This window comes from Cronobacter universalis NCTC 9529, from assembly GCF_001277175.1.
GTDB lineage: Bacteria > Pseudomonadota > Gammaproteobacteria > Enterobacterales > Enterobacteriaceae > Cronobacter > Cronobacter universalis.
In genome coordinates this window covers 3565065-3578473 of record NZ_CP012257.1, presented here as the reverse complement: position 1 = coordinate 3578473, position 13409 = coordinate 3565065, and the positions used below count along the sequence as shown (strand labels likewise).

Here is a 13409-nt window from a genome sequence, read left to right as displayed (position 1 = left end):
TCTGATGGAACATGCGTGGCAATGAATAATAAAGGCGGAACGAGAGTGACAGCGTTAACAGGATCAACGCGCCTTAATCGCGCCAGGGGTTTGAGATTTAACTCATCACAACATATATTATTTTTTGCAGCCTGGCGGATGAAGCGTTGAAGCCATGCCTGTCAGAAACTCGTTATACCACGCCCTTCGCCAGGAGATATGCAAGGTTGTGCAGACCCGTTGCCAATAGCCGTGTACAATTGCCAGACGTGCTCTGCTTCTTCTGTTTGCGTATTAAAACTAAATGAAATTTTCACAATTAAAGCGTTTCTGGCATGTCGAGATTATTGGCCTCAACAAAAAGTTTTCATATCTGCGGCTTATGTCGCGGTTACGTAATAAACCGGGCCTTAAGTATGTTTTCTGGTGGCGACTGGCGAGTTATCTGTACGAGAACGGCAGCCGACGTCTGGCGTACCGTATTCATTCCCGGATAAAGGGTAGGTTTGCCTGCGATATTATGCTGGGCGCCACTATCGGAGAAGGGTTGACTATCGCTCACCATGTTGGGGTTGTTGTCTCCAAACGGGTTGTGGCCGGAAAAAATATGAAACTGACCCAGAACTGCGTTATCGGTAATAGTGGTAAAGGGGGGGCAGGGAAAATTATCATAGGAGATAATTTTTATCTGGGATCGAACAGCTGTGTCATCGGTGACGCGCTAACGATTGGCGATAATGTGACGGTCGGCGCGATGAGCTTTATTAATAAAGATATCCCTGATAATTGCCAGGTTTATACCCGAAAATCTAATGAGATTGTTCAGCGCTAAACTGAGCAAGAAATAGCAGGCGCTGATTGTTATGGTTTTTTCTGCGTCCGTGCCTGGCTGATGTAAAAGCGCTCTGTAGAGGTTAGTTGACGAGGCGCGGATGGCTTATTTTATCAATACGATTGCCTCCGCGGATTTACAGTAAATGCTCTTAATGACTCATTTTAATAGAAGCCAGCGCGTAAAGCATCCGCTGGCTGAACCAGGTTCACCACTGTTTGATTATAGTTGTCTTTTCGGTGACGACCGTACAGTTATCAGGGATGTCTTTATTGATAAAAGACATAGCTCCGATAACAACATTGTTCCCGATGCTTATTTGATCGGCAATAATGCATGAACTGGCGCCAATGCTGACGTTATCGCCAATCACAATAGAGACCGGCGTATTACTGGTATTGCTGCCAGTTATCCCAATCGTTGTATTTTGTCTGATCCGAAAAGCCTTTCCAATAATGGCAGCCCCATTGATAACTATTCCGTGATGATGAGTGATAACGAGGCCCGGCCCTATTTTAGCGTCCAGATCGATTTCAGTACCGTATCTGGAGATTAATTTTCTGTTTATACGCGATGCCATTTTCTTCATGCCATACGTATTGTTTTGATGCCAGTAAGATGCCAGGCGCCACCAGAAATAGTAGCGTCGCTTTGGGCATTTGATGGCTTTATGTATAACACGAGTCCACGTAAAGGCTTTGTCACTCATCATGACTTCTTTTTTTAAAGCATCTTTTAATAAGGTTAAGTTTCTATTTTTTAAATTGCTCATTACTTTCCCAGTATCGGTATTTTATTTTTATAAGAAAAAACTCAGATTATGAGAAAGATTGTAGCACCTGGCAGAGAGAGATTACACTTGAAGGCAAAGCAGTATGTACTTTTCTGACAAGACACGGTAGCGCCCGGAGAAAAGAATAGCAGACCCTTTCTGGTATATTGTTTCATGTGCATCGACAGGCCATACAACCTTTCCTGTCTGAACTGAGGGGCCGCAAAGAGACATACTGCGTTGTAAAAGAAAAAGCCACCCTTGCGAGGTGGCTTAATTTTATGATTTTACTGCTAAAATTTGGTGGCCCTGACCTGCTCCCCGTTGATTAACACACCGCGATGTTAGTAATGTCTTCATAAGCCACATGAGGACATCCCCATGAAGAAGCGTTTTTCCGACGAACAGATCATCAGTATTCTCCGCGAGGCCGAAGCCGGGGTTTCAGCCCGGGAACTCTGCCGTAAGCATGCTATTTCAGACGCTACCTTTTACACCTGGCGCAAGAAGTTTGGTGGCATGGAAGTTCCCGAAGTGAAGCGGCTCAAGTCGCTTGAAGAGGAGAACGCCCGCCTCAAGAAGCTGCTCGCTGAAGCCATGCTGGATAAGGAGGCGCTTCAGGTAGCTCTTGGCCGAAAGTTCTGACGACAGACCAGAAGCGGGAAGCCGTGGAAGTCATGTGTGAGGCCGCAAGTCTGTCGCAACGTCGTGCCTGCAGGCTGGCAGGTTTGTCCCTGTCGACCTGCCGTTACCCGGCTCAGCGTCCGGCTGCTGACGCGCAGCTGTCTCTACGCATCACAGAGCTGGCACTTGAGCGCCGCCGCTTTGGTTACCGGCGCATCTGGCAGCTACTGCGTCGGGAGGGCCTTCACGTCAACCACAAGCGGGTATACCGCATCTATCATCTCAACGGCCTGAGTGTAAAACGCAGGCGACGCCGCAAGGGACTGGCGACTGAGCGGCTTCCGCTTCTTCGCCCGGATGCGCCGAACCTGACATGGTCGATGGATTTTGTCATGGATGCACTTGCCAGCGGCCGCAGGATGAAGTGCCTGACCTGCGTGGATGATTTCACGAAGGAGTGTCTGACGATCACCACGGCATTCGGGATTACAGGCGTTCAGGTGACACGTATTCTGGACAGCATTGCGCTGTTTCGTGGCTATCCTGCAACGATAAGAACCGATCAGGGCCCGGAGTTCACCTGCCGCGCGCTCGATCAATGGGCCTTTGAACATGGTGTTGAGTTGCGCTTAATCCAGCCGGGCAAGCCAACGCAAAACGGATTTATTGAGAGTTTCAATGGCCGCTTTCGGGATGAATGCCTGAATGAGCACTGGTTCAGCGATATTCTACATGCCCGGGAAATAATTAATGACTGGCGGCAGGATTATAACGAGTGTCGACCACATTCATCGCTGAATTACCTCACGCCGGCTGAATTTGCAGCGGGCTGGCGAAACGGGAAATTTGAAGAAAAACCAACTGACATTACTAACTGAAGGTTGTATCTAATCCTGGGGGCAGGTCAGATGTGGCGCAACCCATTCGCCGAGGCGTTTTAGCTCATTAAACAGCGCTCGGAAATACGCCAGCTCTAAATTCATGGTGCGAGGTTTAACGGCCTTAACGCGGCCTGTACGCAAAATTTTCCCACTAAGACGCTGTTGACGATATGCAGCAAATAACTTAGCGGTAAATTCCGAAGCGTATGGATTACCCATTGCTTCGCAAGCAAACTCCATAGCCCCTTTGCGTTTTAAACCATCAGCTAAAGTGACACCGTGGACGTTATACCAAGACTCAACCAGATCCTTTAGTAGACGCTTATCCGTCTTTTCGCCCAGCCATGGTTTATCTTGAGCTTGCTCCTGGATGTGCCGTTCAAATGCTAGAGCCTCACCTTTAGTAGCGAATTGCCGGCGAATCCGTTTGCCGTCTCGACCGTTAGGAAAAAGCTGTGCTTGCCATTTGCCATTAGAAAGTTTGCTTACTGCCATCGAAAGCCCTTACAGGTTTACTAATTTGCTAACAACCCTGCCGAGAGTTTTGATTTCTGCCGCCAGGCATTCGAAAGAAGCCTTTCCGTTTTCCACTCTTACTCGGCCGCCCGGAAGCCTTGAAAGTTCTCGAAGGCTTACGAAGCCATCAATCTCAATAACCCACAACCCATCGTTCAAGTCGTTGAAAGATTCATCAACGATGAAGGTGGTCTGTTCGTACTGAATCGCAAAACATGAAGCAGGGTTTGCTGATATTGAGCTTTTACTGATAGCAAAATCTTGCAATGGGATAAGTTTCCCATTTTCGAGTGTGTGGTATCTCATTTGGGATACTGTTGATTCTGTACTTTGCTTGAACGGTGCCCCTGCGCCAGATAGTAACCAATCCAAATTTGCGCCCGTTTCAACATGACAAATTATTACCCAATCAGATGAGATTGTATCTCGTAAGTACCTGTTAGCTAAGGTGCTTTGCGATACTCCTAAGTGTTTGCACAGTGCTAATTTTGTCGTGAAGCCGTAAGCCTCCATTATCCGATCGATAATGAGTTTCCCGCCTTTGTTTTGCTCTATTACAGCTCTAATGGCCGTCGATGTAGTGGTTTTCGAGATGTTATTATGCGTTGACATTCTTGTTTTGTGATCCTAGTATCTCGTTGTGTTGGATGTTGAATGCTATTTGATGGTGTCAAATAGTGAATATACGGAACCTAAATCGAGAGATAGTGCATCATGAGCCGACAAGTTTCAATGCGCCCAAGTATCAACCTCGTAGTGGCTGCCCCTTTTGTTACGCTAGAGAAGTTTTGCAGTTTGACTGGTTATAAGCCCAGCTACGTCCGCCAAATGATTCGAGAAAATCGTCTTAAAATCAGAAAGAAAGCGGGAGTCTCTAGCCTTATTGAAATCAACATGCTTGCCCTTACTGCTGAAGCGGCTGAAGGGACGGAAATCTCAATTCAAGCGTAACGTTATCCATTCTGGGATAAAAAAGGATTTTCAGCATGTTAGATTTTCGCGTTTCCTCACATACACATTTTGATGATGCATGTAGCAAATTTGCAGCATCCCATAATGTCCGGGAATTAGCGGTTAAGGCCGGAATTAAGCCGCACACGCTCTATAACAAACTCAATCCCGAGCAACCTCATCAGTTAACACCTCGGGAAATTTGGGTACTAACTGATCTCACTGAAGACTCGACTCTCGTGGATGGGTTGCGGCGCTGCTGCATGCGCGTAACGAGCTGGAAAAACAGCCTGACCTGGTGCGTTACGGCGTGCGCCGGCGCGCCGACGAGCTGGAGCGCGAGCACGATGTTCAGCGAGCTAATGCCTTTCTGGTGAATTTCACCCGGAGGGCATTACCGCGCCTTGAAGTGGTTGCAGCGAAATATCGTATCGAGGCCATTTCGCCAGATGTGGCCCTGCCTGTTTTTGATGGCCGGGATGATGATGTGTCAGCCCGTTACCTGACAACCCGGCTTGTGAACATGACCGCCCGCTATAACCGTCTGCCGGATATGTCGAAAGCAGACATTGAACTGCTTGCCGGTGATATCGCTAACTTCATCATCGCCGAGCTGGGAACGGTTGAAGTGCAGGACGGCAGCGAGTTAAAAGCGTTGCACGCTTCTTACATGTGCGCCGCCCGTATTACCCGCCATTTCAGAAGCGAACCGCCTCGGTGGGAAAGGATTACTACCAAATACGTAACTGCTAAAGATGTCGGCCCGGCGGTGTTGCGCATGACGGAAGAAAAATGGTGGAAAGGCCGCCTGCGCCGAGTCGCCGCTGAATGGCGCGAGCATCTGCACATCGCGCTCGGGAACGTCAGCAAAAAGCACAGCGCGTATGCCAGCAAAAGCTGTGTGAGTGACTGGCGCGAACAGAAACGCCGCACCCGCGAATTTCTCAAGGGAATGGAGCTGGAAGATGAAGTAACGGGTGAGCGTATCAGCCTGCTCGATAAATACGACGGTAGCGTCGCCAACCCGGCGATCCGCCGTTGCGAGTTAATGACCCGCATCCGCGGCTTCGAAAATATCTGTAACGAGCTCGGCTATGTTGGCGAGTTTTACACGTTGACCGCCCCGTCTAAATTCCACGCCACCACAAAGGCCGGTTACCGTAACAGCAGATGGAACGGCGCAAGCCCGGCGGATACACAGCGCTATTTAACCGGGCTGTGGGCGCGCATTCGCGCGAAGCTGCACCGCGACGATATTCGCATAAGCGAGTTTAGTCCGGTCAAAGATAAAAGCGCGTGATGGGCATTCTGGCATAGTTTGGTCATACGACAGCTGGATGCACTGAGTGAGCGCCGAAGCCGGCAAGGAAATTTCCTGCCGGCTTCGGCGTTGAACAACGAGCAAAGCGAGGCGTTAGGCAATGGGTAAAAAAGATAATGACTATCAGGTCGTTTACCGGGGCGAAGCCCTCCCGCGCTATGTTCCCGGCGGTCAGGCCTTTTTCCAGCGCCCCAAAGAGTGCGGCGGTGGGTACTGGCTGGGGCGAACTTCTGACGGTGTGTTTATGTTTGAAATACCCAGACCGGTAACACCTAACTAGGGAAGGTTAAATGACCAGACTTGAAAAGGACCACAATTCGGGCACTTTAATGAAGGTTTCAGTTCAAAGTGCAATAAAAATTAGGCAATAAAGCTAGGGATATGTACTTCCCTCACTTTTAAAGTTGTTTTATTAAAAAATTTTTAACCTCCTAAAATGATATTCGTCACATTCTGCCTGTACTTCCTTTGAGTAGAATGATTTTAACGGGATGATATATAAACATAATAAAACTGGAGGTTGCAGTATGGGAGAGTTCAATAAATATGGTTTGTCGAGAACCATCCCCGCGGAGGTAAAAAGGCAAGTTAGGCAAAAATGTGGTTTTGGCTGTGTTGTTTGTGCATCTCCAATCGTTGAGTATGAACATGTAGAGCCCACTTTTGCACTAGCGAAAGAGCACTCGCCAGATGCGATTACTCTCCTTTGCCCAACGTGTCACGCAAAAGTTACCCGGCGCATCTATTCGAAAGAGAAGATTAAGAAGGCCATGCTTGAGCCTGCGGCACTGAAAATTGGAAAAATCACTGATAAGCTAGACTTTTCTGATGATGAGCCCTTGATCCAATTTGCAGGGCAGACTTTTATCAACTGTCAAATACCAGTTATGTTCGAAGGTGAGCCGTTATTGCAAGTAGAAAAAGAAGACGATGCGATACTTATTTCTGGGAGATTTTATGATAGCAAAGGGAAACTTTCATTAGAAATAATTAGGAATGAATGGGTATGCGGTACTGGAAGTTGGGATATCACTGTTATTGGCCCTGAGATAAGTGTTATTGAAAAAAACCGAGGGCCGCGTTTAGTGCTGTTAGTGGAACCACCTAAGAAATTGATAATCAAACGGTTCGACATGCTAATTCGGGGCGTTCGATTGTTTGGTAACGCTGATCGGTTAAGGGTTGGCAATTTAGTTTTTAGCAATAGCGTCATAGTCAATGGTAGAATTGGATTTAATATTAACTAGTTGCATCTCCTTAGTACATGAATTTGCATTTATCTTCATATGTTCTGATAATTCTATCACCCCAGCCCTGGGGTGAATCTTCGGGGTAATGCACCTGCATTAAAACCGACCCATGAAGCGGTCAGGCGAGGCGCGAATCAGTTCACCATCAATACCAGCGGTTGTATTTGATGTAGATAAATGTAACGATAATGAACCATAAGAAAGTAAGTACTCCTGAATACTCCTCAATGAAATAAATAAACAAAAAGGCCCCTGCAAGTATAATTGCAATTGGGACCAAGTGAGAATGCGCCGCCCACAAAAAGGTTAATAATTTCTTCATCTTTTTAGCATTTCATATAAAGCATCACCAATAACTTCTTCGTTATTCCCTCCCGATTCAACTTGATATATTATCTTTGACATTTGTGGTTCGATAAGGAAATATAGCATTTCTATCTTTTCACGAAAGAGTATCTGGTAATATGCTGCATCCTGAAATTTAAGTTTGTTCGCAGCCAGTGCTGCCACCTCAGCCTTAGAATAAATGGTCACTACTTTAATAAGCCAGCTGGACATTTCATTAACTTTTTGAATGTATGACTCCTGAAACTTGCCACTGCTTACAATTAATTTGGCAATTGTCAATGAAAGAGCCATTTTGCTCGAACGTTCAGCTGATTCATATGCTTTCTCACCGATTTTTTGCTTTATGTAAGATACAAGGGTGTTACTTTTTTCGTCTCCGAGACGCTTAAAGGCTTTCTGGAAATAAAGTTGGACCATGTCTAAAACAACGTCGTTTCTTTTATAAATTTCCAGCACAGACAAATACAAACGTTTATCTTCACCCCATTGCTCATGGCATGTGCTCCTGTAGTATTTGTCAGGCATCACACATGAGCCATAGTTAATAATACGCTGGCTGCCAAGCTTAACGTCTTCGACGGTTTGCATGTGGGTGGCATACACCTCCTTCACAGCTTTGGTTAGAGCAATTGCCAGTCTTTGATCTGACTGCGCTTTCAATTTGAGATAGTTTTCTGCCATTTCCATGTGCCTTGTTGTAACATTTATGGTTAATGATTGATCATGGTCGCTCGCAGGAGCAAGGATGAAGATGAAAAAAAGTCGTAAAATACTCATTTACGTTATAGCTGCGATTATTGCGCTTCTAATAATTCCGGAGATTATCTTAAGGAAGGTTCCAAATGATACGCTTGCAAGTCTTGGAGACCTTACAAGTTTGGGGGGATTATTAAGCCCTTTCCTGACGGCGATAATTTTCATTGGTGTGTTGTCAATACTTATCGGGGTTCTCAGCGTGTATGCAGTGAGTAAATTTTACCGCTTTTTAGTACGCATTAAGGATAAGTAAACTCACATTTAATGGGCGTGAGCACTAATTAGATAGATGCATACATCAGATGCATTTGTTTGCATGCGTCGCTGTAAAACTCTTATGTGCCGCCGCGCCAGTGCTGGCGCGGCTCGTGGCTGCTGATGCACCTGCATTAAAACCGACCCATGAAGCGGGCAGGCGAGGCGGGGATAGCATTGCGCGCGGCAGGTGTGCATGATTTGAGATAACTAACATCAGTGCCTCGTTGTGGCGGAGCAGTCAAGGAGGCGGGTCGTGAAGGAGTGTACGGTGGTTCTTGGGAGTATGTGATGGAACGCAAAAAACTACTCAATCATTAGACTATGAATTGGATCACTTACCCTCTTCCACCTTCATCTTCAAAATAGATTAAGATATGATTTCTATTCGTGTAAATGAATGGGGATTCTTATGAGCGCCAGAAAAGTAGGTAATATAGGCAAGGCCGACTTTGACAAGTTATGCAATTTGGCTGAATTGATTGTTAATAGTTCTTTGCAGGAAGATGCTGCTGGATGGGACGCCATTGTTGAATTTCCGTTAGAAAATAATATCACTCAATTAAACACGTTAGATACGCAACCTATACAGTGCTTTATACAAGTAAAAGCGACGGATGGTGAGAGCAATAGTGTCCAAGTCAAACTCTCCAATATGAAAAGGTTTTGTGATTCATCCTTGCCTTGTTTTTTCTTTTTTGCCAAATACAGTGGCGGAATAAATTTGGTGTCAGCTTTTCTTGTTCATGTCGATGATAAGATGATGTACGACGTATTAAAAAAAATACGTGAAAATGACGTTGGCGCTAGAAAGTCGCTGCACAAAATTAGCTATAGAGTAAGTTATAGTGAAGAAGATGAGATTCTTCTGGCGGATAAATATGCAATAAGAAGTGCCATTGAAAAATATATCCCCTCCGGAATCGCCAGCTATTGTAAAAATAAACTAGAGCTATTAAGCTCACTGGGATATGAAGCAGAGCGTTATAAGATAAACTTTAAAATTGCCACAAAGGAAGACTATAACAATTTAATGCAAGCGTCATTAGGTTACCCTACTAAAGTTAAGATAAAAGATATTGAAGCTTGGGAGCAACGATTTAGCCTGGCAATGAAAAATGATGAGCTCACAAGCAATGAGGCTATAATAGAGTTTGATGAAGTTAAAGAATTATTTTCTGGAACTATTAATTTTGAAAGTGAGATAGATGAGGTTTGTTTTGACTGTAAATTTTATTTCTCGCCTATCGTACTAAATGCGGCAGACGAACTAGCTTTTTTTAGAGTCAATACTGATTTTTTTGACGCAAAGGTTTATATAAGAAAGCCAACATTAAACATGGATTTTATCTCTTATGATAAACCTATTGATATAGCTGATTTAAGAGACGTCCTTTTATTGATGAGAATGTTTCACTCTCCTTTTAATAAAGTAAAAGTCACACTTAAAACAAGCGAGGGCAAGAAACAAGTATTTGACGTTAATAGCAACTCCATTACAAATCATGAGCTAATTAATGAAATGGTTAAAACAGAGCTGTCGGCCTCGCGGATGATGCAAATTGCGTCCTATTTCAGAGCAAACAAAATTTGCAAGATAAGTATAAACGAGCTTCTTGACAAAGGTGAGCAGATAGAAAGAATGTATTCTTTAATTAATCATGCTCCAGCAGATGATAGATTTTTGCATCTAACTGCGCCTGATTTTATTGGGGAACTTGATTTTGATAAAAAACTAAATGTATTTGTAGTGCTACCTTTGATTTTCTCATCATTTAGTGTTTGTCTTGCCTTTACGGCTACAGGCAAATTTACACACCATGATAATTGGCTAGCGTTGTTAAATTACGAAATCAAAATTGAAAAATTAATACGTGCAAGTGAGATGGTTTCTCTTGAGGAACAGTGTAAGGCAATCTCGGAACATATCATGGAAAAGTTTGAGAATGAGCATAGCGATTGTTACCTTTTTAACTCATTCTCAAAACAATTTATTAGCTATTCCAAAGAATAGTTTTTGAAAGAAATAATTTCCTTCCCTATCCAAAGGTTGACTTCCCTGATCCGGTCCTGCAACGGAATAAGCTCGTTGCGCACAAAGACCTTTGCCACCTTCTCGATATCGCCCAGGCTGCCGACGTTTTCCGGCTTGCCGCCCATGAGCTGAAACGGGATACGATGCGCATCGAGCATGTCGGACGCGCTCACCTTTTTAATATTAAAAAAGTCGTCTTTAGTGGCGACCTCGCTTAACGGCACGATTTTAATCCCGTCAGGTTTGCCGTTCGGTGCATAGAAAAACAGGTTCTTAAAATTGCCGATCCCCTTCGAGCTGCGCATCGCATCGCGCATCGCCTCAACGTCGGTGCTGCTCTGCGCCGCGTCGGTCACGTACATGATGTACCCCGCGTGCGCGCCGTTCTGGTAATACTTGCGGCGAAACAGCGTCGCGGATTCATTCAGCCAGGCCGAGTTAAGCGCGCTGAGATATTCCGGCATCCCGTAAAGCTCCTGGTTGATATCCGGCTCCAGTAGGTGAAACACCGAGCCCGGTTCAAACTGCTGCGGCTGCGAAAAGCCCGGCACCCACCAGTAAACATCCTCCTCCACGCCGCGCCGGGTATATTTGGCCGGTGAGGCATCCAGCCTGATAACTTTGCCGGTCACGCTTTTACGTGCTTCCAGAAAGGCGTTTCCGAACACCAGAAAATCCAGCACGAAGCGGCTGAAATCCTGCTGTGACAACAGCGGGTGCGGAATAAACGTGCTTGCCAGAATATTCCGCTTCACGTAAATCGGCGAGCTGTGATGCACGGCGGCGCGCAGGCTTTTTGCCAGGCCCGCGAAGCTGACCGGCGGCTCGTACCATTTGCCGTTACTGATGCACTCGACATAATCGAGAATATCGCGGCGGTCGAGTACCGGCGTCGGCTCGCCAAACGTGAAGGCCTCCATCTTTTGCGCGCCGGCGGTGGTCGTGGCCGCGCGGTTATCGTGCTTGCGGTTTTTACGTTTACTCATCAGTAAAACTCCAGAATTGAGGATGATGCCTGGCCGCTCCCGGCGGTCAGCGGCTCGTTTAACAGGGCGTGCATGGTGGCCCACGCAACATCCGCATGACTCGCTTCCTCGCTGCGGCTCGCCTCGTAGGTGGCGCTGCGCCCGCTGCTGGTCATGGTCTTGCGGATAGCCATAAAGGACTGCGTGATATCCGTGGCGCCGGCGTCGTACTCCAGACAGCCGCGGCTGATGGTGTCTTTTGCCTTCAGCACCATCGCGGTTTTGACTTCCGGGCTGTAGCGGATTTCGCGTGCGGCAGGCCAGAAGGCGCGCACAAGCTGAAACACGCCCTGGCCGATGCCGGTTGCATCGATACCGATGTACTCGACCTGATATTTTTCAGTGAGCTCGCGGATGGCCTGCGCCTGGGTGGCGAAGTCCATACCTTTCCACTGGTGGCGCTCCAGAATGCGGAACTTGCCGCCCGAGACAACCGGCGGCGCCAGCACCACGCAGCCGGCGGAGTCGCCGGTATGCGACGGGTCGTAGCCAATCCACACTGGACGCGAGCCGAACGGACGCGCCGCGTAGGGCGAGAAGTCTTCCCACTCCTCCAGGCTGTCGACCATGCAGCGTTGCAGCTCCTCGAACGGAAACACTGAGGCTTTGTCGTCGACGAACTCGCACATGAAGAGATTGCGGAAATCCTCGGCGCTGTTTTCCCGCTTCAGCGCGTCCAGGTCGAACAGGTCGCAGCCGCCGGCGAGCGCGTCCTCGATGGTGACAATCTGGCGCCACTGACCATCCCCGCACAGCATGCCGCCGGCGAGCGCCGCGTGGCTGATATCGATATCCACGCGCTCGGCTGCTGAGGTGCGGCCCTTGTTGAACAGCTCGCCGGACCAGAAAGGAAACGCGCCATGCCCAAGGGTGGAGGGCGTCGAGAAATAGGTCGAGCGCAGGTGCTTCTGTGACGCCATGCCTGAGGCGACCTTACGCAGCCGCTGGAAATTGGGTATCCAGAAAATCTCATCGACATACAGGTCGCCGTTATGGCTCTGCGCGGTGTTGGAGTTGGTGCCGAGAAAAATCAGCTTCGCGCCGTTGTTGCCGATGGCAATCGGATCGCCTGACAGCTCCACATCCACCCGGCGCGCAAACTGGATGATGTATTCGCGGAACACATACGCCTGCGTTTTAGAGGCCGATAAAAAAATCTGGTTATGGCCGGTTTCCAGCGCGCGCAGCAGCGCCTCGCGGGAAAAGTAGAACGTGGCGCCAATCTGGCGCGATTTAAGAATGTCACGAATGCGGTGCTCTAACCCGGCCTTGTGCCAGCGCAGCTGATAGTCGAAAGACTCCTCAAAAAAAATCTCCCTGAGTTTGTCGATGGCCTCCTCGCTGAAGAAATTTTTTTTCGGTTTGCGGCGGTCGCCCTTGTTGCGGTTCGCCACGTTGGGATTTAAATCCGCCTCGTTGCCGGTCTGGCCGTAGCGGTTCACCCTGGCGAGGCGCTCCATCTGACGCGAGAGAAAATCCGCGACCTTAAAGTCGTGCGAGGTCAGCTCGGGCTTTGCATAAAGCTGAATCAGCCGCGCCTCAAGCGTGTTTTCGACGCGCTGAATGGGCGCCGTCTCATCCCATCCGTCGCGCTGCTTCCAGCTCTGCACGGTGGGGCGTTTGATTTTCAGCATCTCCGCGATTTGCGGCACGGAAAAGCCCTGCCAGTACAGCAGCGCTGCCTGTCGTCGTGGGTCGTTTAAAAGCGTGGTGTCGGTGGTGATGGTCATGAAAGCCTCGCCGTAAGTGGTACACGGCAAGGCTACTTAAGCGCGCCCGGCGATTCGCTAAGGTGCTGTTGTGTGGCGGCTTATCCATCCGGGATTGATAGCGAAGGAAACGCGGCGCCGGGAAACTAACCCCG

11 protein-coding genes and 3 pseudogenes are annotated in these 13409 nt (G+C 47.8%); 8 read left to right on the top strand and 6 right to left on the bottom strand.

Going from position 1 to position 13409, the window contains the following annotated elements; genetic code table 11:
- Positions 1–283 precede the first annotated feature (283 nt).
- Positions 284–811 carry a serine O-acetyltransferase gene (locus AFK65_RS21915; protein WP_032804871.1) on the top strand — a complete coding sequence of 176 codons (528 nt, stop codon included), beginning with the start codon at positions 284–286 and terminating at the stop codon, positions 809–811.
- A gap of 208 nt (positions 812–1019) precedes the next feature.
- Here AFK65_RS21915 and AFK65_RS16450 read toward each other — a convergent pair whose 3' ends face one another.
- Complete coding sequence (locus AFK65_RS16450) at positions 1020–1583, bottom strand: serine acetyltransferase (protein WP_032804870.1); 564 nt, start codon at positions 1581–1583, stop codon at positions 1020–1022.
- 381 nt (positions 1584–1964) lie between these two features.
- Between AFK65_RS16450 and AFK65_RS16440 the strand changes: the two genes are divergently transcribed.
- A protein-coding gene (locus AFK65_RS16440) for an IS3 family transposase (protein WP_115185090.1) occupies positions 1965–3085 on the top strand; the annotation gives its coding sequence in 2 pieces (ribosomal slippage) (positions 1965–2223 and positions 2223–3085; 1122 coding nt in all).
- 30 nt (positions 3086–3115) lie between these two features.
- Here the strand turns inward: AFK65_RS16440 and AFK65_RS16435 are convergent.
- Both AFK65_RS16435 and AFK65_RS21315 read right to left on the bottom strand, forming a co-directional pair.
- A pseudogene (locus AFK65_RS16435) lies at positions 3116–3583 on the bottom strand (phage integrase); the annotation flags it as partial.
- A 9-nt stretch (positions 3584–3592) separates the two neighbouring features.
- On the bottom strand, positions 3593–4216 hold the full coding sequence (locus AFK65_RS21315; RefSeq protein ID WP_081589454.1) for a phage repressor protein CI: 624 nt from the start codon (positions 4214–4216) through the stop codon (positions 3593–3595).
- Positions 4217–4318: 102 nt separating this feature from the next.
- On the opposite strand from AFK65_RS21315, the gene AFK65_RS16425 reads away from it, so the two are divergent.
- The 4 genes and pseudogenes from AFK65_RS16425 (at position 4319) to AFK65_RS16415 (ending at position 7123) form a co-directional block, all read left to right on the top strand.
- Positions 4319–4555 carry a hypothetical protein gene (locus AFK65_RS16425; protein ID WP_032804867.1) on the top strand — a complete coding sequence of 79 codons (237 nt, stop codon included), beginning with the start codon at positions 4319–4321 and terminating at the stop codon, positions 4553–4555.
- A 35-nt stretch (positions 4556–4590) separates the two neighbouring features.
- Positions 4591–4803: pseudogene (locus tag AFK65_RS21310) on the top strand (phage regulatory CII family protein); the annotation flags it as partial.
- 11 nt (positions 4804–4814) lie between these two features.
- Positions 4815–5819, top strand: a pseudogene (locus AFK65_RS16420) (replication endonuclease); the annotation flags it as partial.
- Positions 5820–6403: 584 nt separating this feature from the next.
- Positions 6404–7123: an HNH endonuclease gene (locus AFK65_RS16415; protein WP_032804864.1), complete on the top strand. Its 720-nt coding sequence runs from the start codon at positions 6404–6406 to the stop codon at positions 7121–7123.
- Between the two features lie 321 nt (positions 7124–7444).
- On the opposite strand, the gene AFK65_RS16410 is transcribed toward AFK65_RS16415, so the two are convergent.
- Positions 7445–8155, bottom strand: coding sequence for a hypothetical protein (locus AFK65_RS16410; protein WP_032804865.1), 711 nt, complete (start codon positions 8153–8155; stop codon positions 7445–7447).
- A 64-nt stretch (positions 8156–8219) separates the two neighbouring features.
- Here AFK65_RS16410 and AFK65_RS22050 point away from each other — a divergent pair, with 64 nt between their 5' ends.
- Together AFK65_RS22050 and AFK65_RS16405 are read left to right on the top strand one after the other, a co-directional pair.
- Positions 8220–8483, top strand: coding sequence for a hypothetical protein (locus AFK65_RS22050; protein WP_162139045.1), 264 nt, complete (start codon positions 8220–8222; stop codon positions 8481–8483).
- Positions 8484–8897: 414 nt separating this feature from the next.
- Positions 8898–10499, top strand: coding sequence for a hypothetical protein (locus AFK65_RS16405; RefSeq protein ID WP_007701057.1), 1602 nt, complete (start codon positions 8898–8900; stop codon positions 10497–10499).
- On the opposite strand, the gene AFK65_RS16400 is transcribed toward AFK65_RS16405, so the two are convergent.
- Together AFK65_RS16400 and AFK65_RS16395 are read right to left on the bottom strand one after the other, a co-directional pair.
- Entirely contained in the window at positions 10484–11506 is a 1023-nt protein-coding gene (locus AFK65_RS16400) for a phage portal protein (RefSeq protein ID WP_007701055.1), read from the bottom strand. The two genes, AFK65_RS16405 and AFK65_RS16400, sit on opposite strands and share 16 nt — an antisense overlap.
- Positions 11506–13275 (bottom strand): terminase ATPase subunit family protein, encoded by a 1770-nt coding sequence (locus tag AFK65_RS16395; protein WP_007701053.1) that lies wholly within the window; start codon positions 13273–13275, stop codon positions 11506–11508. Before AFK65_RS16395 ends, AFK65_RS16400 begins: the two co-directional genes overlap by 1 nt.
- Positions 13276–13409 lie beyond the last annotated feature (134 nt).

Excerpts from the sequence above, each read along its gene's own strand:
- AFK65_RS21915 (WP_032804871.1), top strand. The coding sequence starts at position 284 with ATGAAATTTTCACAATTAAAGCGTTTCTGGCATGTCGAGATTATTGGC.
- AFK65_RS16450 (WP_032804870.1), bottom strand. The coding sequence starts at position 1,583 with ATGAGCAATTTAAAAAATAGAAACTTAACCTTATTAAAAGATGCTTTA.
- AFK65_RS21315 (WP_081589454.1), bottom strand. The coding sequence starts at position 4,216 with ATGTCAACGCATAATAACATCTCGAAAACCACTACATCGACGGCCATT.
- AFK65_RS16425 (WP_032804867.1), top strand. The coding sequence starts at position 4,319 with ATGAGCCGACAAGTTTCAATGCGCCCAAGTATCAACCTCGTAGTGGCT.
- AFK65_RS16415 (WP_032804864.1), top strand. The coding sequence starts at position 6,404 with ATGGGAGAGTTCAATAAATATGGTTTGTCGAGAACCATCCCCGCGGAG.
- AFK65_RS16410 (WP_032804865.1), bottom strand. The coding sequence starts at position 8,155 with ATGGCAGAAAACTATCTCAAATTGAAAGCGCAGTCAGATCAAAGACTG.
- AFK65_RS22050 (WP_162139045.1), top strand. The coding sequence starts at position 8,220 with ATGAAGATGAAAAAAAGTCGTAAAATACTCATTTACGTTATAGCTGCG.
- AFK65_RS16405 (WP_007701057.1), top strand. The coding sequence starts at position 8,898 with ATGAGCGCCAGAAAAGTAGGTAATATAGGCAAGGCCGACTTTGACAAG.
- AFK65_RS16400 (WP_007701055.1), bottom strand. The coding sequence starts at position 11,506 with ATGAGTAAACGTAAAAACCGCAAGCACGATAACCGCGCGGCCACGACC.
- AFK65_RS16395 (WP_007701053.1), bottom strand. The coding sequence starts at position 13,275 with ATGACCATCACCACCGACACCACGCTTTTAAACGACCCACGACGACAG.